Source organism: Kitasatospora sp. NE20-6 (genome assembly GCF_045862635.1).
In genome coordinates, this window is sequence record NZ_BPRL01000007.1 from 119,531 (window position 1) to 138,122 (window position 18,592).

Sequence of the window (18,592 nt, forward strand, 5' to 3'; positions counted from 1 at the left end):
CACCGACAACCGCGACGGGTCAGGGGCCGGTCAGCCGCAGCACCTGGCCCGGCAGGAGGAGGTCGGGGTCGTCGCCGAGGGTGTCGCGGTTGAGGTCGTGGAGGGCCGGCCAGCCGCCGGGGACGTGGTGCGCCTCGGCGACGGCGTCGAGGGTGTCGCCCTCCTGGACGGTCCAGTGCGCCGCTTCGGCGTGGTCGGTGTTCGCGGGCGGGGGCTGCTCGACCGTCCGGGCCGCGCGGGCGCCGCACACGGGCCAGGGGGCGAGGCCCCGCAGGGCGGCGAGGTGCTCGGCGACGGCGATCTGCTGCTCGCGGGTGGCGAGGTCGGCACGCGGTGCGTGGCGGAGGCCGCCGTGCTCGCGCCAGGTGGCCCGGTCGAACTGCAGGCCGCCGAAGTAGCCGTTCCCGGTGTCGATGTGCCACCGGCCGCCGCTCTCGCACCGGGCCAGGGCGTCCCAGTCGACGCCGGCGGAGGCCGGCGCGGCGGAGACGGGTGCCGCGGAGGCGGGCTGTGCGGCGGCTGCCGCGGTCTGGCCCGGCAGGGCGGACAGGCCGGAGAGGCACAGCAGGAGCAGCAGGAGTTTCGGCACGCTGCGGGGCAGCGGCGGGCGGACCGGCACGGGCACCTCATGGCGTCGGGGACGGGGGACGGACGCCCGGGGGCGCCGCGTTCCACCCATGCACGCCGCCGGGCGGGGCGGGCGGCAGGCGGGTCCGGAGGCTCACCCGTCCGGCCGCCGCGGTCCACCCGGGTGGCGGCGGGGCCCTGGTAGGGTCCGTGTGCACCAGTTGGTGACCAGTCGAGGAGGTGAGTCCGATCAACGCACGTGCAGGTCGGGTGTCCCCCTCCGGTGGCCTTCTGTAGGTGGGCCGTGGGACACCTGTCGGTTGTCCCCGAGAGGCTCTCATGTCTGTTTTCTTCTCCGCCCAGGTCGTCTCCGCCGTCGTCGGCAGGCTGCGTGCCGCGGGCTGCGTCTTCGCCGAGGACGAGGCGGAGCTGCTCGTCTCCGCGGCGCGTACCCCCGACGAGCTCGACGCCCTGGTGGCGCGGCGGGCCGAGGGCGGTCTTCCGCTCGAACACGTCCTCGGCTGGGCCGAGTTCTGCGGTCTGCGGATCGAGGTCCGGGAGGGCGTGTTCGTGCCGCGGCGGCGGACGGAGTTCCTGGTCGCCCGGGCGGTCGAGGCGGTCGACGGGATGCCGTCGTCCGCGGTCGTGGTCGACCTGTGCTGCGGGGCCGGGGCGGTGGGCGCGGCGGTGGCGTCGGCGCTGGGCCGGGCCGAGCTGTACGCGGCGGACATCGATCCGGTGGCGGTGGACTGCGCCCGGCGCAACGTCGGGCCGTTCGGCGGTGCGGTGTACGTGGGCGATCTCTACGAGCCGCTGCCGTCGTCGCTGCGCGGCCGGGTCGACCTGCTGGTCGTGAACGCGCCGTACGTGCCGACCACCGCCCTCGCGCTGCTGCCGGCGGAGGCCCGGGACCACGAGCCGCCGGTCGCCCTCGACGGCGGCGCCGACGGTCTGGACGTCCAGCGGCGGGTGGCCGCGGGGGCGCCGGAGTGGCTGGCGCCGGACGGCCGGCTGCTGATCGAGACGAGCGGCCGTCAGGCGGCCGGCACGGTGGCGGCCTTCACCGCGGCCGGGCTGGCCTCCCGGGTGGTGGTCTGCGAGGACCTGGAGGCGACAGTGGTGGTCGGCACCCTCCTCGGCCGGGCGGGCCGGGCAGGCTGAGCGGGCCGTCCCCGCGGGCCGGGGTCATACCGGGCAGGTGAGTGCCAGCCGGATGGCGTCGGCGAGGCCCTGGCGGTGGCTGTCGCGGATCTCCTTGCCGCGGGCGCCGAGCAGCGAGACCGTCCACTGCATCCGCGGTACGCCGGGGATGGGCGCGAGGCCGGCCCCGTCGGCGGAGCCGGCCAGGCCGGACGGCAGCATGGCGCAGCCGAGGCCGCCCTGCACGGTGGCGTGGACGCCGTCCATGGAGCCGAGTTCGAGGCTCTCGGGCGTCTCGCCGCCGCGCAGGCGCAGGAATTCGGGGAGCCAGCGCTGCGAGGGGCAGTCGGGGTCGGCGACGACGACCTGCCGGCAGGTGCCGGTGATCCGTCCGACGGCCCGGGTGCTGGGGGTGAACTCCAGCTCCTGGACGTCGATCTCGGCCTGGAGCCCGTCCGTACGGCCGGGTGCGGCGGAGGCGCGCCGGGCGAGGACGGCGGTCCGCGCCTCGGCACCGGCCCGGCCGGCCGTGGCGGGCACCGTGGCCGCCGGCACGGTGGCGACGGGGCGGTGGTGGTCGCGTCCGGTGAGGAGGATGGCGCCGTCGAGGGTGCCGGTCCGGAGGGCGGTGTGGATCTCGGCGGTGCCCATCACCCGGAGGGCGAGCTGCACGTCCGGCAGCAGCCGGCGGCCGAACCGGGCGATCCTGGCGAGCTGTTCGCCGTAGGCGAGGGCGGGTGCCAGGCCGACCTTGAGCCGTGGGGCGGGAGCGGTCGGGCCGCGCAGGGCGTGCTCCATCTCGCCGACCAGGGTGAGGAGTTGGCCTGCGTAGCCGCGGAGCGTGGAACCGGCGGTGGTGAGGCGCACGCCGTTGGGCAGCCGCTGGAAGACGGGTTCGCCGACCTGTCTCTCCAGGGCGCGCATCTGGGCGGTCACGCTCGACTGCGAGTAGCCGAGCCGCTGGGCGGCACTCGTGAACGAGCCGGTTCTGATGACCTCGCAGAACGTTCTCAGGGTCTTGATGTCGATGTCCACTGCTGCTCCCGCATGCCGCCCGTGTGGTGCCCGTGGTGTGGTGGGGTGACGGCTGTCGGTGGGCGGCGGGGCCGGCGTGCCGAGGTCCGGCCCCGCGCCGCGGCCCGTCAGTCCAGGGTGTGGGCGTCGACCAGCGGGAAGTCGAGCTCCGGCTCGGCGACGTGGTTGAAGAAGTTGGAGAGCACGTTCAGGGCGACGTGGCCCACGATCTCGGCGATCTCGGCGTCCGTGACGCCGGCGTCGCGGGCCTCGGCGAGCGCGGCGTCGCTCACCCGGCCGCCGCTGGCCATGACCTCGCCGGTCAGCTTGAGCACCTGGTCCATGTGCGGGTCGGTGTCGGTGCCGCGGCGGGTGGCGATCAGCTGGTCCTCGCTCAGGCCGACGCGGCCGCCGCGCATGGTGTGCGCGGAGACGCAGTAGGTGCAGCTGTTGCGCTGGGCGATGAAGAGGGCGAGCTGCTCGCGCTGCTTGGTGCTGAAGGTGCCGCCGACCAGGGCCTCCCGCATCGCCAGGTAACCGCGCAGCGCGGCAGGGCCGTTGGCGAGGGCGGCGTAGAGGTTCGGCACCTTGCCGAGCTGCTTGAGGGTGCTCTCCAGGAGTTCGCGCTGCTCCTCGTTGGCGGTCTCGGCGGTGAGCTGGGGCAGACGGGACATGGTGTCTCCTCGGTGGCGGCGAAAGATGGAACCGATCGGTACCGAACACCTAGGACGGTACCGATCGGTACCGACATGCGTCAACGCCCATCGGAGAATCAGAACCGAGTGGTACCGTTTCCGGATGCCGAGCAATGCGAGAGAACGCCTCCTCACCGCGGCTGACCGGCTGTTCTACGAGGAGGGCATCCGCGCGGTCGGGATCGAACGCATCCTGAGCGAGTCCGGGGTCGGCCGCGCCTCCTTCTACCGGCACTTCCCCAGCAAGGACGACCTGGTCGTCGAGGTGCTCCGGCGCCGCGACGCCGCCTGGCGCGCCTGGCTCGCCGACACCGTCGACGCCAGCCCCCGCCCGCCCGGCGACCTGGCGCTCGCCCTCTTCGACGGCCTCGCGCAGCGCTTCGCAGCCGCGGACTTCCGCGGCTGCGCCTTCATCAACACCATGGTCGAGGAGGCCGACCCGCAGAGCCCCGCGCACCAGGTCGCCGCCGAGCACAAGCAGAAGGTCGTCGCCTACCTGGACACCCTGCTGGCCGCCGCCGGGTACCGCGGCCACCTCGACCTCGCCCGGCAGCTCGCCCTGCTCGGCGACGGCGCCATCATCACCGCCCTGCGCGAACGCACCGTCGACGCGGCACCGCGGGCCCGCGCCGTCGCCGAGGCCCTGCTCTCCACCGCCGACCGCGGCGCGGCGCCGACGGCCGGCTGACCGCACCCTCCCGCCGCTCCGGAGCGGCGGGAGGCCACCGCCGCCGCCCGCAGGGCCGGGGCGGTCAGCCGCCCGTGAACCGTGCGGCCAGCTCCGCCCGGCGCACCTTGCCCGACCGGGTCCGCGGCAGGTCGGCCGCGAACTCCAGCCCGCGCGGGACGAACATCGGCGCGAGCCGCTCGGCCGCCCGCGCCAGCAGCTCGCCGCGCAGCCGGGCCGCACCCGGGCCCTGCGGGGGCGCCCGGTGCGTCGCCACCACCGCGTACGGCACCAGCCCGCCCGCCGGGTCGGGCCGCGGCACGACCGCGGCGTCCGCCACCTCGGGGTGGCTGCGGAGCACCGCCTCGATCTCCACCGGCGACACCCGGTGCCCGTACGACTTGAACACCTCGTCGAGTCGGCCGAGCAGGCGGATCGAGCCGTCCGCGCAGCGTTCGCCGACGTCGCCGGTGCGGTACAGGCCGTCGGCGAGGGCGGAGGCGGTCCGGACGGGGTCGTCCGCGTAGCCGGCCATCAGACCGACCGGGCGCTCGGACAGGTCGAGGCAGACCTCGCCGGAGTCGCCGGACAGACCGGTCGCCGGATCCCGCAGCACCACTGTCCAGCCGGGCAGCGGGTGGCCCAGCGGGGAGACCGGTGCGGGACCGCCCGGGGTGCGGCCGATCAGGGCGGTCGCCTCGGTCTGCCCGTAGCCGTCCCGGACCTGCACGTTCCAGGCGGCGGCGACCGCGACGGACACCTCCTCCGTCAGCGGCTCGCCGGCCGCCGTGGCCTCCCGCAGCCGGACGGCCGCACCGCCCGTGCGGTGCAGGTGCGGAAGCATCGCCCGCCAGGCGCTGGGCGGCGCGCAGAAGCTGTCGACGGCGTGCTCCGCGAGCACGCCCGGCAGCACCTCCGGGGCGAGGCCGCCGTCGGGCGGGGCCAGCACCGTGGCGCCGGCCGTCCAGGGCACGAAGAAGCTGCTCCACGAGTGCTTCGCCCAGCCGGGGGCGGAGAGGTTGAGGTGCCGGTCGCCGGGCTGCAGGCCGTTCCAGTAGAGGCTGGAGAGGTGGCCGACCGGGTAGCTGGTGTGGGTGTGCTCGACCAGCTTCGGCAGCGAGGTCGTGCCGGAGGTGAAGTAGCAGAACGCCGGGTCGTCCGCGGGCGTGGGGCCGTCCGGCAGGTAGGGCCGGTGCACCGAGCGGGTGTCGGGGTACGCGTCCCAGCCGGGCCCGGGCCGGTCGCCCAGGGCGATCCGGCGGCCCGGCACCGGCAGGCCGTCGACCAGGGCGGCCGCGTCCGCGGAGCAGAGCACGTGCCGGATCCGGCCGCGGACGATGCGGTCGGCGGCCTCCTCCCGGGTCACGTCCTGGTAGGACGGCACCACCACCGCACCGAGCTTGAGACAGCCGAGCAGGCTCTCCCAGAGCTCGGTGCGGGTGCCGAGCAGCAGCAGCACCCGGTCGCCGCGGGCCACGCCCAGGCCGGCCAGGGCGACCGCCAGGGTGTCGGACCGCGCCGAGAGTTCGGCCCAGCCGGCCTCCTCGGCGACGGCCGCCCGGCCGTCCGGGCCGGGGGGCGCCAGCAGTTGCAGGGCCGGGCCCGCGGCACCGGCCGCCACGACGTCGAACCACTCCAGCGCCCAGTTGAACGCGGCCGGCCGGGGCGGCCGGTGGGCGGCGCGGGCCGCCGCCAGGTCGCCGCGCAGGTCGAGCAGCCGGTCGCGGGCCTCGCGGAACGCGAGGTGCGCCGCCGTCCTGCGGTGCGTCCAGTAGCCGGCGGGGAGTTCTCCGGTCACCGGCCCGCCCTCCCGGCCGGGACCGCGGCGGCCACCTCGGCGTCCGGCGTCCTCGCCCCTGCCAGCAGCGACTCGGCGATGGCGTCGGCGTCCCGGGTGAACGCGCCCCACGGCCCCGGACGGCCGCTGCCGACCTGGGTGAACCAGCGGGTGTGCTCGCTCGGGATGCCCAGCACGTACATGCTGCGCTCGATCGCGCCGTCGGCCCGCACCGGATGGAACGGCGTGTCGGTGGTGGCCATGCCGCCGGTGTCGAAGGCGCCGCCCGCCCAGGAGTTGACGAAGGTGCGGATCACGCCGTCGGCGAGCAGCCCGCGGATCAGCGGATCGCGGTCGGAGCGCAGGTCGGTGCTGGGCACCCGGGCGTCGATCAGGGCGGCGAGCCGCACCCGGGAGTCCTCGACCTGGCCCGACTCGACGGTGAAGCAGCCGAGCTCGCGGTCGGTGCGGAACCGCGCGGCCGGGCCGGCCGGCGCCAGCACGCCCGCTTCGAGCAGGGCGAGGAACTGTTCGGTGCGCTGCGCGGGCGGCCCGGTGGAGATCACCGCGGCGACCGGGTTGAAGTCGGCGAGGAAGCGCCGGTGCGAGTCGGGGGTGAGCCCGGCGAAGTCGACGACGGACCGGATCGTCGCGCGGACGTCGCGCAGCACGTCGCTCGCCGCCTTCACCGGGCCGTCGACGTTGCCGCGCAGCGCCTCGGCGCAGTCCTCGCGGAGCCAGGTGGTGAGGGCCCGCCGGTAGTCCGCCGGGCTGGCGAATCGCTGCCCGGCGAACGGCCGGGAGAGCCGCCAGAGTGCCCCGAGCGGCTCCCCGGCGTCACCGAAACCGCTTGCCAGCACGCCGAGTTCGGCCGGGCTGGGCGGTTCCTCACGGAAGGTCGCCGCGGCCAGGTCGCCGAACGCCCGCTCCGCGTCCGGGCCCGTGCTGTGCCGCAGCCGCGTGCCGAGGAGGACGAGGTTCATCTCGGCCAGCAGCCAGGGCAGCACCTGCGACTGGAAGTCCACCGGCCCGGCGGCGCGCACGGCACCCATCCGCTGCGCGGTGAACAGCCGTGCGCGGTACCGGAAGTCGGCGCTCTTCTGGTTGCGTCCGCGGGTCAGCAGCGGGATGCCGCTGCGTGAGGCGGGCACGATCAGCGGCTCCTGCCCGCTGGGCAGGTAGCGCAGGCCGCCGCCCTCGGCGGGCGTGAACCGGCCGCCGCGGCCGAGCGTGAGCGCGGCGACGACGTCGTAGAAGGTCAGGCCCATGCCGAGGATGCCCGTCGTGGTGCCGGGCGGGATGGTGTCGAGCGGCATCTCGGCGGCGGAGTCGCCGGTCACGTACCGCAGCGGCGGACGCTCCTCGGCGAAGGCCTGCCACTCGCGCTGCTGCTCGTCGAGCTCGTTGGTGGGGTGGCCGGAGGCGAGCACCAGCCGGTCGACGGTGATGACGTCGCCGCGCTCCAGCCGCAGCCGGTGCACCGGCTCGCCGAGGGCGTCCGGGCCGTTGCTGTTGCCGTTGCCGTTGCCGCGGCCGTGGCCGTGGCCGCGGTCGGCGGTCAGCACCCGCGACCGCACCGCACGGATCGTCAGGCCGGGTGCCTGCGCGTTCATCACGAGCCCGAGGACGAACCGCAGGTACCGGCCGTAGACGACGCGCGGCGCGTAGCCCTCGGGCTCGGCGTGCTCGGGGTCGTCGGCCTCCCACCACTCGGCGAGCGTCGGACCGGCGCCGGGCCGGGCCGGGCCGCCGTCGGACGGCCCCGAGAACATCGTGACCTCCCGCGCCGGGGTGTTCATCAGGAACCACCGGGACTGCTCCGGCCGCCAGATCCGGCCGACGCCGATGCAGTACGGGTCGATCGCGGTGACCTCCACCGGCCGGGCCGGCGGCTGCTCGGCACAGCGGGCGACGAGCCGCTCCAGCACCGACAGGCCGCGCGGCCCGCCGCCGACCAGGCCGATCCGCAGCGGCGCCGGCTCGGTGTGGACGGCCTCCGGCTCCGGGGCCTGCCGGGCGGCCTCGCGGTCGTGCTGATCGGCGACCCGGCGCAGCATCTGCGACAGCCGGGTGGACGTCATCGCGCCGGACCGGCCGACCGTGGCGAGCAGCGGCATCGCACCGACCTCGGACCAGCGCAGCCGGCCGTCGTCGGTGATGGTGCCGCGGGCCGCGCCCCGGTTGTCGGGGTGCAGGCAGTACGGGACGTCAAGGATGCCGCGGTGGAACGCGCGCAGCAGCGCCGTGCCGACGTCGTCCGAGAGGGAGAGGACGGCGGTGATGAGCGCCCGCGCCTCCAGCAGCACCTCGGTGGCCTCGCCGCCCGGTTCGCGCGGGGGGTCGGCGAGTTCGCGGCGGGCCCGGCGGGCCTGGGCCGCGGCGGTGCGCAGCGCGGTGAGGTTCTCGGCGACCGTGGGAATGCGGTGCGCCTCGGTCTCGGTCTTCACGATGAGGCGTTCGGCGCCGCCGCGGACGGCGAGTTCGGCGCTGCGGGCGAGCAGCAGACCGGCCCCGGGCACGCTGCGCGGGAAGACGCCCATGTAGGTGTAGAGCACCACGTGGCGGTCGACGCCGGGCGGGAGGAGTTCCTCCGCGAGCAGGCGGAGGGCGGCCAGCGCCTCGACGTCCTGCTGCGGACTGGTCTGCTGCGCGTAGCTGAGCGAGACGCTCGTCATGCCGTTCTGGGCGAAGAACAGGCACTCCAGGACCGACATCGCGACCAGCAGCGACGGCGGGCACAGCTGCCCGAGCAGGCAGCCGCCGAACGACTCCAGGTGGGCCCGGACGCCGTGCGCCCGGCTCTCCTCGGCGAGGGTGCGGACGGCCTCGCGCCAGGCGGCGACCGACTCCGCGAGCGGGGTCCGCCCGTAGGGCAGGCAGTACGAGACGGGGCCGCCCTCGCTGGTGCCGAGGCCGGCGGCGGCCATCGTGCGGAAGATCGCGCGGGGGTCGGCGGAGCCGTGTCTGACCTGGACGGGGGTGTGGCGTCCGGCGGCGGCGGCCACCTTGGCGGTCGTCCGCGGGCCGTGACCGACCAGCGGGAAGCCGTTGAGCGGCTTGCCGGCCCGGACGGCGGCGACGGCGGCACTGTGGTCGCCGACCCGCGTGTAGCTGTCGAGCGTGATGGTGGCGACGGTGCGCTCGGCCAGGCTCGCGACCGCGGTGAGTCCGGCGGCCATCTCGCTCGGGACGGCCATGCCCATGCGGGGCTGGACGACGAGTTCGCCGGCGGTGGCGGCGGCGCGGACGTAACTGCCGAGGTCCGGTGGGGATGCGGGGGAGCGGCTCACGCGGCGGCCCGCTCGGTACACAGGACGGGCAGGTCGGCGAGGAAGGCGAGCAGCACGGACGGGTCGGTGCCGTCCGGGTGCACCTGGTCGAAGCCGGCCGCGAGGAGTTCGGCGGTGCGCTGCTCCGCGCCCTCGGGGGAGATGCCGAGCAGGCCGCCGATGACCATGGGGATGTCCCGGGTGGTGCGGTCGGCGCGCAGGGCACGGGCGGCGCGCAGCCCGTCGAGGTGCCCGTGGCCGTTGACCGAGCTGAGCACGACCAGGTCGGGCCGGGTCAGCTGCGCGGTGTCGACGAGCAGCTGCTCGGGCACGCAGGGGCCGAGGTTGAGCACGGAGTGGCCGTGCTCCTCCAGCAGCAGCTGCAGGTGCACGAGGTTCCAGGTGTGCGCGTCGGACGAGCCGGTGGTGAGCAGTACGCGGCGGCTCTCGGCCGGCTCCAGCGGTGCGGCCGGGCGCAGCGCGTACGGCGTGGCGGTTCGGGAAGGCGACATGGCTACTCCTCGGATGGCGGCGGGGCGGCGCAGGGCCGGGGTGGTGCCGGCGGCGTCCGGTGGTGCCGGGCGCGCCCGGTCGGGGGCGTCCGTCGTGCGGCCGGGCACCGGGCGCGGCGTGGTGGTGCGCGCGTCCGGTGCCCGGCCCGTGCCGGGCGTACGGGTCAGGAGGCGGCTGCGCCGACCCCGGTGGTGATCTCGCCGTCCTCGGGGCGGCGGGCGGCGGCCGGGCGGGCGCGGACGGCGAGCACCGTGCACCCGTCGGAGCTGGACATCTGGTGCCGGGTGCCCGGGTCCTCGACGACGAGGTCGCCGCGGTGGAAGCTGCGGCCGTCGCTGTGGTCGAGCACGCCGTCGAGCACCAGCATCAGCTCGTGGCCGAGGTGTTCGTGGAAGTCGCCGTGCGCGCCGGGCGGGAAGCGCAGCAGCAGGGCGGCGGAGTCCTCCCCCTCGGCGGCGTCGGGGCCCCACAGCACGACGAACTCGACGCCGACACGGCCGGGTTCGGTCCACGGAACCCACGGCAGGTCGGTCATGTCGAAGCCGTTGCGCAGCACGTCGCGCATGACGGTCACGTCAGGCATGGGAGACCTCCGCGGCCCGGACGACGCCCCAGGGGAGCGGACCGGCGACGATGGGTGCCGCCACCAGGGAGCCGAACTCCCGCCAGGCGCCGTCGTAGTTGGCGACGCCGTCGCGGCCGAGCAGCTCGTGCAGCACGAACCAGCTGTGCGCGGAGCGCCAGCCGATGCGGCAGTAGACGACGGTGGGCGCGGCCTCGTCGAGCTGCGAGTAGAGCGCCTCCAGCTCCTCCCGGTCACGGAAGGTGCCGTCCGGGCGGACGGTGGCGCTCCACGGGATGTGCTGCGCGGACTCCGCGTGGCCGGGGCGCACGCCCTGGTCGTCCGGCACGCCGGGCGGCGCGGTGCGTTCGCCGAGGTACTCCTCCAGCGAGCGGCAGTCGACGAGGTTGATCGCCCCGATGCCGCCGATGACGGTGTCGCGGCGTGCGCGCAGCGCCTCGTCGGCGGGCCGCACGGGGTACTCGGCGGGGGCGCGGGTGGGTGCCTCGACGGTCAGGTCGCCGCCGAGCGCCTCCCACCGGGCCCGGCCGCCGTCGAGCAGGCGCAGCTCGCGGTGGCCGTGCAGGCGGAACTGCCAGAAGCCTGCGGCGGCCCACCAGTTGCTGTTTCCGCTGTAGAGGACGACGGTGTCGTCCGGGCCGATGCCGTGGCGGCCGAGCAGCGCGGCGAACGCCTCCGGGCCGACGAGGTCACGGCGGACGCGGTCCTGGAGGTCGGTGGTCCAGTCGAGGCTCACCGCGCCGGGTATGCGGCCGGCGGGGTTGGCGCCGCCGTCGGTGATCTCGACGATGACGACGCCCTCGTCGGAGCCGTGGGCCCTGACCCAGTCGCAGTCGACCAGGATGCTGTGCCGGTCCATCGGTTCTCCTTTCCTGTCGGTGTCTCAGCTGTCTCGGGTGGGTCCGGCGTGGCCGGTCGGTGCGGTGGGCCGTCGCCCCGCGGCGGGCCGGGCAGGCCCGCCGCGGGTGCGGTCACCACCAGTAGGTGGGGTACTTGCCGATCGCGCCGATCCGCGAGGCCGCGAGGCCGACGAGGATCAGCAGGACGCTGCCTGCGGCGAGCAGCAGCAGGAAGCGGACGGGCGCCGGGTGCTGCACGACGACCAGCACCGCGGTGGCGGCGGCGGGCGCGTGCACGGCCCGGAGCAGGCCCATCAGTCCGACGGAGAGGCCTGCGGCGACGGCCGCCGTCCACAGCGAGCGGCCGGCGACGGCGGCCGCCGCGTAGCCGATCAGGGCCGAGCCGAGCTGGCCGAGCAGCACTCCGCGGGGCTGGGCGGGCGGCAGGGCCGGGCTGGCGCAGATGATCATCGCGGTGGCGGCCAGCGGCGCGATCAGCAGCAGCGAGCCGGTGGCCTTGCCGAGCCCGGCCAGCACCAGCAGCGACACGATGGTGGTCAGCGTGCCGGCCACGGTGGCGCGGGTGCCGGCGAAGGCCGGGGCGCGGCCGCCGCCGGGCCGGGCGGCCGGGGCGGGTGCGGCGGCCGGCCGGTTGGTGGTCTGGTTCGTCATGGTCGGTCAGCTCCCGTGGTGGCGGAGTCAGGCGTGCGAGCCGTGGAGGAGGTCCTCGGCCTTCCGGTGGACGACGCGGCCGATCTTGTGGCCCATCTCCAGCCCGGGGCCGTTGTCGAAGCTCCAGTGCATGCCGCCGTAGAGGCGGGAGATGCCGGCCTGCTCGGCGGCGGCGGTGAAGGTCGGCCAGGTCAGCGTGACGTCCACGGCGGGGGTGAGGCCGGGCTCGATGGTGGAGGTGCCGGCCTTGAAGAGGTACGAGTCGCCGAAGGAGTCGGTGCCGGTGAAGCGGCGCAGGAACTCGGCGGCCGCGCCGGAGAAGGTGGAGTGGCCGGAGACGGTCGCCGGGAACGGCGGCACCGGCACGTAGGCGCGCCAGTGGAGACCGTCCATGGTGACGGTGCCCTGGCCGGGCCCGCCCCAGGAGCGGATCTGCTGGCCGCGCCGGTCGTAGGGGATCAGGGTGGACGGCCGGGCGAAGTCGAACTGCCGCTTGATCGCCCAGGAGCCGATCGCGGCGTCGCACTCGGCCATGTTGAGGCCGAAGAAGAGCGGCGCGTCCTCGTCGACGCCGTAGCAGTCGCGGGCGGAGACGAAGCGGCCCCACAGCTGCTGGGCGCCGGGCGGGGTGACGTCCGCGTTGAGCCAGAACTCCGCGATGGCCTTGCGCTCGTCGGTGAGGTTCTCGCTGATCTCCAGCAGTTCCTCGATGGCGTCCGAGAGCCGGGTCGACGGGTAGGCGGGCGGCGCGGGCACGGAGAACTGGTCGGGCCGGGTCAGCGCGAACGGCGTCATCACGGCCATCTGCGGGGTGAGGAACTTCTGGGTCCTGCCGTTGACGATCATCGGCAGCCAGTGCTCGGGCGCGGTGACCAGCGCCGGGTCGAACGCGGCGACCGCCTGCGGCTGGTTGCGGGCGACGTAGCCGGTGGTGTCGCTGTAGGCGGGCGTGCCGAGCTGGTTGGCGCCGTCCTGGTGGCGGAAGTCGAGCACGGCCTGCGCGGTGCGGCGGCCGATGCCGGCGGGGGTGTCGGGGCCCGCGGCCGCGTCGGGCTCGTAGCCGAGGCTGCGGAGGAAGGAGTCGGCGGCGGGGGCCTGGTTCGGGAAGAGGTCGCGCATCGCGGTGTGCGCGGCGTAGCTGATCGCCTCGTTCTTGTTGGCGAGGGTGCGCTCGCGGCGCGGCCGGCGCAGCGCGCCGCCGAAGCGGGTGCCGGCGGCGCGGGCGTCGTAGCAGGCCCAGGCGTCGAAGACGGCGTTGTGGACGACCGCCAGGGCGCGGGCGTTGACGGTGGCCGGGCCGAAGACCGTGCCGGCGATCTTGTACTCCGCGAGGATCGCGTCCATCACGGCCTGGTTCCAGCGGACCACGACGCTGACCTGGTGGGTGCCGGGCGCGCGGCGGCCGGTGCGGGTCTCCGCGGCCCAGGCGCCGGTGGCGGGCAGCAGCCCGGTCGCGGGAAGGGCGAGTGCGCCCGCGGCGCCGAGGCCGGCGGCGATGACCCGGCGGCGGGTGGTGCGGGAGGGGGATACGGGCTGAGTCATCGGTGCGTCGTCCTTCTCGCGTACGGGCCGGAAGCGGGGAAGCGGCTTTTCGCGGAAGGTATGTGACGGCTCGTGGCATGCACGTTGCAGCAGCATTGCACCGTGTTGCGCGAGAGTGGCCGTGCACTCGTCAAACATTTGTTCGGGCCGGAATCGACGCTGCTCACGCGATCGGGCCGGACCACCCGGCCGATCGGCTTCTTCTATGGCTCCCATGCAATGCGGCGATGGCGCTCGCAGCCGTGGACATCCGGTCGTTAGCGTGGAAAGCAGGTGAAGGACACGGGGGCAAGCCATGATCCAAGCACTGCCAGGAGGCGTCGGCATGCGAGCCGTCGCCACCGCGGGCCCGGCGCGCCGGAGCGCCGTCGCCGACCGCGCACCACAACGACCACGCGCCCTGCGCGCCGCCGACGGCACCGACGGGCACCGTCCGTGCCCCGCCGGCCGCACCGGCACCGGGGTACGGCTCGACCTGCTCGGCAGCTTCGCCCTGCAGATCGACGGCGAGGAGGTGCAACCGGGCATCGGCGCCCGCCGCCTGCTGGCCCTGCTGGCCGTCGAACCCGGCGGCCTCACCCGCACCAGGGCCGCCGCCGTGCTCTGGCCCGGCCTCGACCAGGGCCGCGCCGGTGCCGCCCTGCGCACCGCCCTGCACCGCCTGCCGGGCAGCCGCACCGACCTGCTCCACGAAGGCCGGGAACGCCTCAGGCTCGCCCCGGAGGTCTCCACCGACCTCACCCCGCTGCGCGACACGGCGGCCCGGGTGCTCAACCTCGCGCTCCCCCTGGACGCCGAGGAGCTCGGCCGGGCCGCGGGCTGCGACTTCGGCCACGACCTGCTGCCCGACTGGGAGGAGGACTGGCTCGACCACCACCGCCTCCGCTGGCGCGAACAGCGCCTGCACACCCTGGAGGCGCTCTCCTTCCGGCTGGTCCAGGCCGGATGGGTGGGGGCCGCCGTCGACGCGGCGCTCGTCGCGATCCAGGCCGACAACCTGCGCGAGAGCGCCCACGAGACGCTCGTCGCCGCCTACCTGGCGGCGGGCAACCGGATCGCCGCCCAGGCCTACCGGACGTCCTACCGGGAGCTGCTGCGCCGGGAGCTCGCCGGCCGCGACACCACCGGCCGCGACACCGCAGGCCGTACCGGCGGACCGCGCGAGGACCGGCCGGAGACCGTCCGCAGTCTGCGCAGCCTGCACCGGCCGGCGGGGATCCGCCAGGACGGCACCTGACCGTCCCGCGGACCGCTCCGCTCCGCTCCGCTTCGCGCCCGACCCGCCCGTCCGTACGTCCGCTCGTCCGTCAACGTGCCCGCCGTCACCCGCCGCACGCCGTGTGCCGCACCCGTGCTGCCCGGCGGCACCCTGCGCCGCCGTCCGCGTGCGCCGCCGTCCCGCTGCGGGCCCCGGCGGCCGCAGCCTGCCCCGCACCACCGTCAGCCGTGTTCTGGAGGGACGCCGCCGTGACCGTGATCCCCGATTTCCGCCCGCTGCCCGCCACCGTGCCCGCACCGGAGTCCCGTACCGACCGCCTGCTTCCCGGCCTGCACCGGTGGGGCCTCACCCTGCTCAGGGCCGGCCTCGGCCTGCTCTACGTCTGGTTCGGCGTGCTGAAGGTGATGGAGCGCAGCCCCGCCGCCGTGCTGGTGACGGGCACCGTGCCCGGCCACCCCGGCGGCTGGATCGTGCCCGCGCTGGGCTGGTTCGAGGTCGCGCTCGGCCTCTGGCTGCTGACCGGCCGCGTGCTGGTGCTCGCGCTGCCCGTGCTCGGCGCGCACCTGTGCGGCACCTTCGGCGTGCTCGTGCTGATGCCCGGCACCGCCTTCGCCGGGGGCAACCCGCTGATGCTCACCCTGGTGGGCGAGTTCGTGGTGAAGAACCTGGTGCTGCTCGCCGCCGTGCTGGTGGTGACGACCGGCTCCGCCCGGCGCCCGGTGGAGGCGGTGGCCGCCGCGGGCTGAGCCCGGCCGCGGGGCGGTCCTGCGCAAACCGGTTGCGGCCGGCACCGGCGCCGCCTACGGTCACCGGGCCGTCCACCGCCTCAGCCTGGAGCCCCCGTGCCGATCCGCCTCACCGCCCTGACCGATCCCGCCGCCGCCCCCGGCGCCCGCCGCGAGGTGTGGCTGGCCGAGGAGGACGGCGTGCCGGTCGGCTCGGCGCACCTGCGGACGTCCGACCGGGACGACCGCTGGCACCTGGCCGAGCTGGAGCTGACCGTCCACCCGGCCGAGCGGCGCCGCGGCACCGGCGGCCTCCTGCTGGACGCGGCGGCGGCCGCGGCCCGGGCGGCGGACCGGAGCGTCCTGCTCGCCGGGGCGGACGAGGGCGGGCCCGGCGAGGCGTTCCTCGCCGCGCGGGGGCTGCGCCGCGTGCTGGTGCTGGCGGCCGCCCGGCTCCCGCTGGCGGAGGCCGACGAGGCCGCCCTGACCGTTCTCGCGGAGCGGCCGCACCCCGGCTACCGGCTGGTCTCGTGGGACGGCACGGTGCCTGACGACCTGCTCGACCGGTACGTCGCGGCCCGCCCGGCGATGGACGACATGCCGGTGGGGGACACCGGCTTCGGCGCCGTCCGGTGGGACGCGGACCGGCTGCGGTCCGCCGCGGCGGCCGTCGCGGCGCGCGGCGACCTCCTCACCACCACGGCGGTCCTGGCGGACGGCCCGGCCGGGGAGGGCGGCGGGATGGTCGCCTTCACCGAGCTGGTCGTGCCCGGGGACGGCACCGGGGACGCCCAGCACTACGGCACCGGCGTGCTGCCCGGGCACCGGGGCCGCGGCCTGGCCGGGTGGATGAAGGCGGAGCAGATCCGGGCCGTGCGGCGCCGCCACCCCGCACTGGCCGGTCTGCTGACCGACACCGCGGAGCACAACGTGCCGATGCGGCGCGTCAACGAGGCCCTGGGCTACCGTCCGACGCACCGCACCTGCCACTACCGGCTGGACCTCTAGCGGTCAGACGTTGACGCCGTAGTCGAGGGCGATGCCGCGCAGCCCGGAGGCGTAGCCCTGGCCGATGGCGCGGAACTTCCAGTCGGCGCCGTGCCGGTAGAGCTCGCCGAAGACCATCGCGGTCTCGTTGGACGCGTCCTCCGTGAGGTCGTAGCGGGCGACCTCGCGGCCGGTGGCCTGGTCGACGACGCGGATGAAGGCGTTGCGGACCTGGCCGAAGTTCTGCTGGCGGTTGTCGGCGTCGTAGATCGACACCGGGAAGACGACGTTGGTGATCGTCGGCGGCACGGTGGCGAGGTCGACCTTGATCTGCTCGTCGTCCCCGTCGCCGCCGCCGGTGAGGTTGTCACCGCTGTGCTCGACCGAACCGTCCGGGCTGGTGAGGTTGTTGTAGAAGACGAAGTGCTCGTCGGAGACCACCCGGCCGCCGGCGTCGCACAGCAGGGCGCTGGCGTCGAGGTCGAAGTCGGCTCCGGTGGTGGCGCGGACGTCCCAGCCGAGACCGACGATGACCGCGGTCAGGCCCGGGGCCTCCTTGCTCAGCGAGACGTTGCCGCCCTTGGCCAGCGAGACTCCCATGGTTTTCCCTCCCGGAGGCGCGCGCCGGGCCCGTACGCCCGGCCGGCTTCGATCACTGTGAGCCATGAATCTACAGCACTGTAGAGCTGGCGGCGCTGCCCGGAACGGACCCTGACGGCGCATCGGCCCGGCCTCCCGCCGGAGGCCCGCTCAGTAGGATGACCCGCGCACCGCCCGCCCCGGCGGACGGGCCGCCGGGAGGGCGCCGCCCTCGCCCGCACGGACAGGAAGGCGCCGCCATGGCCCACGAACGACCCGCCCCCGGCGGGGGCTTCCGGGCCCGCCGCCGCGGCCAGGGCGAGCTGGAGGCCCAGGTGCTGGCCGTCCTGCGGCAGGCCCCCGGGCCGGCCACCGCCGGCTGGGTGCAGGAGCACCTCGACGGCGTCCTCGCCTACACCACCGTGGTCACCATCCTCTCCCGGCTGCACGCCAAGAACGCGGTCTCGCGGACGCGTTCCGGCCGCTCCTACCTCTGGCTCGCCGCCTCGGACGCCGCCGGGCTGGCAGCCCTGCGCATGCGCCGCCTGCTGGACGGCGAACGCGACCGGGACGCGGTGCTGGCGAGCTTCGTCACCGCCCTCCTCCCGCACGACGAACTGCTGCTGCGCGCGCTGCTCGACGCCGTCCCGGCCGCGCCCGCCGGGCATCCCGACGCCGGGCATCCCGACGCCGGGCACGCCGACGCCGGGCATCCCGACGCCGGGCACCCCGACGCCGGGCACCCGGAGACCGGTCGTCCGGCGGCCGGGGCCGCCGCGCCGGACGGCCGTGAGGGCTGAGGCCGGGCGATGGGCGTCTTCGTCTTCCTCCCGCTCGTCCTGCCGCTGACCGTGCTGCCGATCGCCCGGCTCGCCGAGCAGCACCTGCACCCGCGCGCCGCGACCCGGCTGCTCACCGGCTTCGGCCTCGCCATGGCGGGCTGCAGCGCCCTCTGCCTCGGCCTGCTCGGCGTGCTCGGCACCGCCCGGATCCCGGGCAACCCGCTGCCGGACGGCTGGTCCGGCCCCGAGGTGCGCGACCTGGTGCCCTTCCCCGTGGAGACGGACGCCTGCGCCGCCGTGATGCTCGCGGCGGTGGCCGCCGCGGTCGTCCGCACGCTGGTGCGCCACGTGCGGGTGCGCGCCCGGGCCCACCGGGCGGTCGGCGGGCTGCCGTCCGGCGACGGCGTCGCGGTGCTGCCCGACGCACTGCCGTACGCGTACGCGCTGCCGGGCGGGCCGGGCCGCGTCGTCGTCTCCTCCGGCATGCTGGCGCACCTGACCGGCGACGAGCGGGCCGCGCTGCTGGCCCACGAGCGGGCGCACCTGGCGCACCGGCACCACCGCTACCTGCTGGCGACCCGGCTGGCGGGCTGCGTCAACCCGTTCCTGCGGCCGCTGCACCGGGCGGTGGCGTACGGCGCGGAGCGGTGGGCCGACGAGGAGGCCGCCGGTGCGGTGGGCGACCGCCGGGTGGCGGCGCGGGCGGTGGCCAGGGCGGCGCTGGTGAGCCGCGGCGCCGCGGGGCCGGACCTCCCCGCGTTCGCCGGCCCGGCCCCCGGCCCGGTGCCGCGGCGGGTGGCGGCGCTGCTAGGCCCGGTGCCGCCGGGACGGTCCTGGCCGCCCGCGCACAGCCCGGCCGGCCGGGCGGCGATGCTCGCGGCGGCGGGCACGGCGGCCTCGGCGCTGTCCGCGCTGAACGCGGCGACGGCGTTGCTGCTGGTCCTGAAGGCCGTCACGCCGCTGTAGGCCCGCCGGGCCGGGGGCGGCCCTGGGCCCCGGGGGCCGCGGAGGGGCGAAGTACG

General features: G+C 76.1%; 18 protein-coding genes. 7 read left to right on the plus strand and 11 right to left on the minus strand.

What is annotated here, in order from left to right; translation table 11 throughout:
• Positions 1-19: 19 nt before the first annotated feature.
• Positions 20-619, minus strand: coding sequence for a transglycosylase family protein (locus SNE206_RS08895; protein WP_407912832.1), 600 nt, complete (start codon positions 617-619; stop codon positions 20-22).
• A 287-nt stretch (positions 620-906) separates the two neighbouring features.
• On the opposite strand from SNE206_RS08895, the gene SNE206_RS08900 reads away from it, so the two are divergent.
• On the plus strand, positions 907-1,728 hold the full coding sequence (locus tag SNE206_RS08900) for a putative protein N(5)-glutamine methyltransferase (RefSeq protein ID WP_407912833.1): 822 nt from the start codon (positions 907-909) through the stop codon (positions 1,726-1,728).
• Between the two features lie 24 nt (positions 1,729-1,752).
• Here the strand turns inward: SNE206_RS08900 and SNE206_RS08905 are convergent, their stop codons facing one another.
• Positions 1,753-2,742, minus strand: a complete 990-nt coding sequence (locus tag SNE206_RS08905) for a LysR family transcriptional regulator (RefSeq protein WP_407912834.1) — start codon at positions 2,740-2,742, stop codon at positions 1,753-1,755.
• A 107-nt stretch (positions 2,743-2,849) separates the two neighbouring features.
• A complete protein-coding gene (locus SNE206_RS08910; protein WP_407912835.1) occupies positions 2,850-3,395 on the minus strand; it encodes a carboxymuconolactone decarboxylase family protein in 546 nt (181 codons plus the stop codon).
• Between the two features lie 124 nt (positions 3,396-3,519).
• On the opposite strand from SNE206_RS08910, the gene SNE206_RS08915 reads away from it, so the two are divergent.
• Positions 3,520-4,104 (plus strand): TetR/AcrR family transcriptional regulator, encoded by a 585-nt coding sequence (locus SNE206_RS08915; RefSeq protein WP_407912836.1) that lies wholly within the window; start codon positions 3,520-3,522, stop codon positions 4,102-4,104.
• Positions 4,105-4,168: 64 nt separating this feature from the next.
• Here SNE206_RS08915 and SNE206_RS08920 read toward each other — a convergent pair whose 3' ends face one another.
• The 7 genes from SNE206_RS08920 to SNE206_RS08950 all read right to left on the minus strand — a co-directional run bounded on the left by SNE206_RS08920 (position 4,169) and on the right by SNE206_RS08950 (position 13,278).
• On the minus strand, positions 4,169-5,881 hold the full coding sequence (locus SNE206_RS08920; protein WP_407912837.1) for an AMP-binding protein: 1,713 nt from the start codon (positions 5,879-5,881) through the stop codon (positions 4,169-4,171).
• Positions 5,878-9,150 carry an FAD/NAD(P)-binding protein gene (locus SNE206_RS08925; RefSeq protein ID WP_407912838.1) on the minus strand — a complete coding sequence of 1,091 codons (3,273 nt, stop codon included), beginning with the start codon at positions 9,148-9,150 and terminating at the stop codon, positions 5,878-5,880. The genes SNE206_RS08920 and SNE206_RS08925 overlap by 4 nt, the downstream gene beginning before the upstream one ends.
• On the minus strand, positions 9,147-9,641 hold the full coding sequence (locus SNE206_RS08930; protein ID WP_407912839.1) for a cobalamin-dependent protein: 495 nt from the start codon (positions 9,639-9,641) through the stop codon (positions 9,147-9,149). Before SNE206_RS08930 ends, SNE206_RS08925 begins: the two co-directional genes overlap by 4 nt.
• 164 nt (positions 9,642-9,805) lie before the next feature.
• Positions 9,806-10,225 carry a cupin domain-containing protein gene (locus SNE206_RS08935; protein ID WP_405012451.1) on the minus strand — a complete coding sequence of 140 codons (420 nt, stop codon included), beginning with the start codon at positions 10,223-10,225 and terminating at the stop codon, positions 9,806-9,808.
• Positions 10,218-11,084, minus strand: coding sequence for a sulfurtransferase (locus tag SNE206_RS08940; protein ID WP_407912840.1), 867 nt, complete (start codon positions 11,082-11,084; stop codon positions 10,218-10,220). The genes SNE206_RS08935 and SNE206_RS08940 overlap by 8 nt, the downstream gene beginning before the upstream one ends.
• Before the next feature lie 112 nt (positions 11,085-11,196).
• Positions 11,197-11,736 (minus strand): HPP family protein, encoded by a 540-nt coding sequence (locus SNE206_RS08945; RefSeq protein WP_407912841.1) that lies wholly within the window; start codon positions 11,734-11,736, stop codon positions 11,197-11,199.
• A gap of 27 nt (positions 11,737-11,763) precedes the next feature.
• Positions 11,764-13,278: a vanadium-dependent haloperoxidase gene (locus tag SNE206_RS08950; protein WP_407912842.1), complete on the minus strand. Its 1,515-nt coding sequence runs from the start codon at positions 13,276-13,278 to the stop codon at positions 11,764-11,766.
• A 325-nt stretch (positions 13,279-13,603) separates the two neighbouring features.
• On the opposite strand from SNE206_RS08950, the gene SNE206_RS08955 reads away from it, so the two are divergent.
• From SNE206_RS08955 to SNE206_RS08965, 3 genes are all read left to right on the plus strand, one after another.
• Entirely contained in the window at positions 13,604-14,515 is a 912-nt protein-coding gene (locus tag SNE206_RS08955; protein ID WP_407912843.1) for a BTAD domain-containing putative transcriptional regulator, read from the plus strand.
• A gap of 230 nt (positions 14,516-14,745) precedes the next feature.
• Entirely contained in the window at positions 14,746-15,243 is a 498-nt protein-coding gene (locus SNE206_RS08960; protein WP_407912844.1) for a hypothetical protein, read from the plus strand.
• A gap of 96 nt (positions 15,244-15,339) precedes the next feature.
• Positions 15,340-16,230: a GNAT family N-acetyltransferase gene (locus SNE206_RS08965; RefSeq protein ID WP_407912845.1), complete on the plus strand. Its 891-nt coding sequence runs from the start codon at positions 15,340-15,342 to the stop codon at positions 16,228-16,230.
• Between the two features lie 3 nt (positions 16,231-16,233).
• Here SNE206_RS08965 and SNE206_RS08970 read toward each other — a convergent pair whose 3' ends face one another.
• The gene (locus SNE206_RS08970; protein ID WP_405012458.1) at positions 16,234-16,809 is read right to left on the minus strand and encodes a TerD family protein; all 576 of its coding nucleotides are present in this window, start codon (positions 16,807-16,809) and stop codon (positions 16,234-16,236) included.
• A 239-nt stretch (positions 16,810-17,048) separates the two neighbouring features.
• Here SNE206_RS08970 and SNE206_RS08975 point away from each other — a divergent pair, with 239 nt between their 5' ends.
• Positions 17,049-17,588: a BlaI/MecI/CopY family transcriptional regulator gene (locus tag SNE206_RS08975; RefSeq protein ID WP_407912846.1), complete on the plus strand. Its 540-nt coding sequence runs from the start codon at positions 17,049-17,051 to the stop codon at positions 17,586-17,588.
• 9 nt (positions 17,589-17,597) lie between these two features.
• Positions 17,598-18,536 (plus strand): M56 family metallopeptidase, encoded by a 939-nt coding sequence (locus SNE206_RS08980; protein ID WP_407912847.1) that lies wholly within the window; start codon positions 17,598-17,600, stop codon positions 18,534-18,536.
• Positions 18,537-18,592 lie beyond the last annotated feature (56 nt).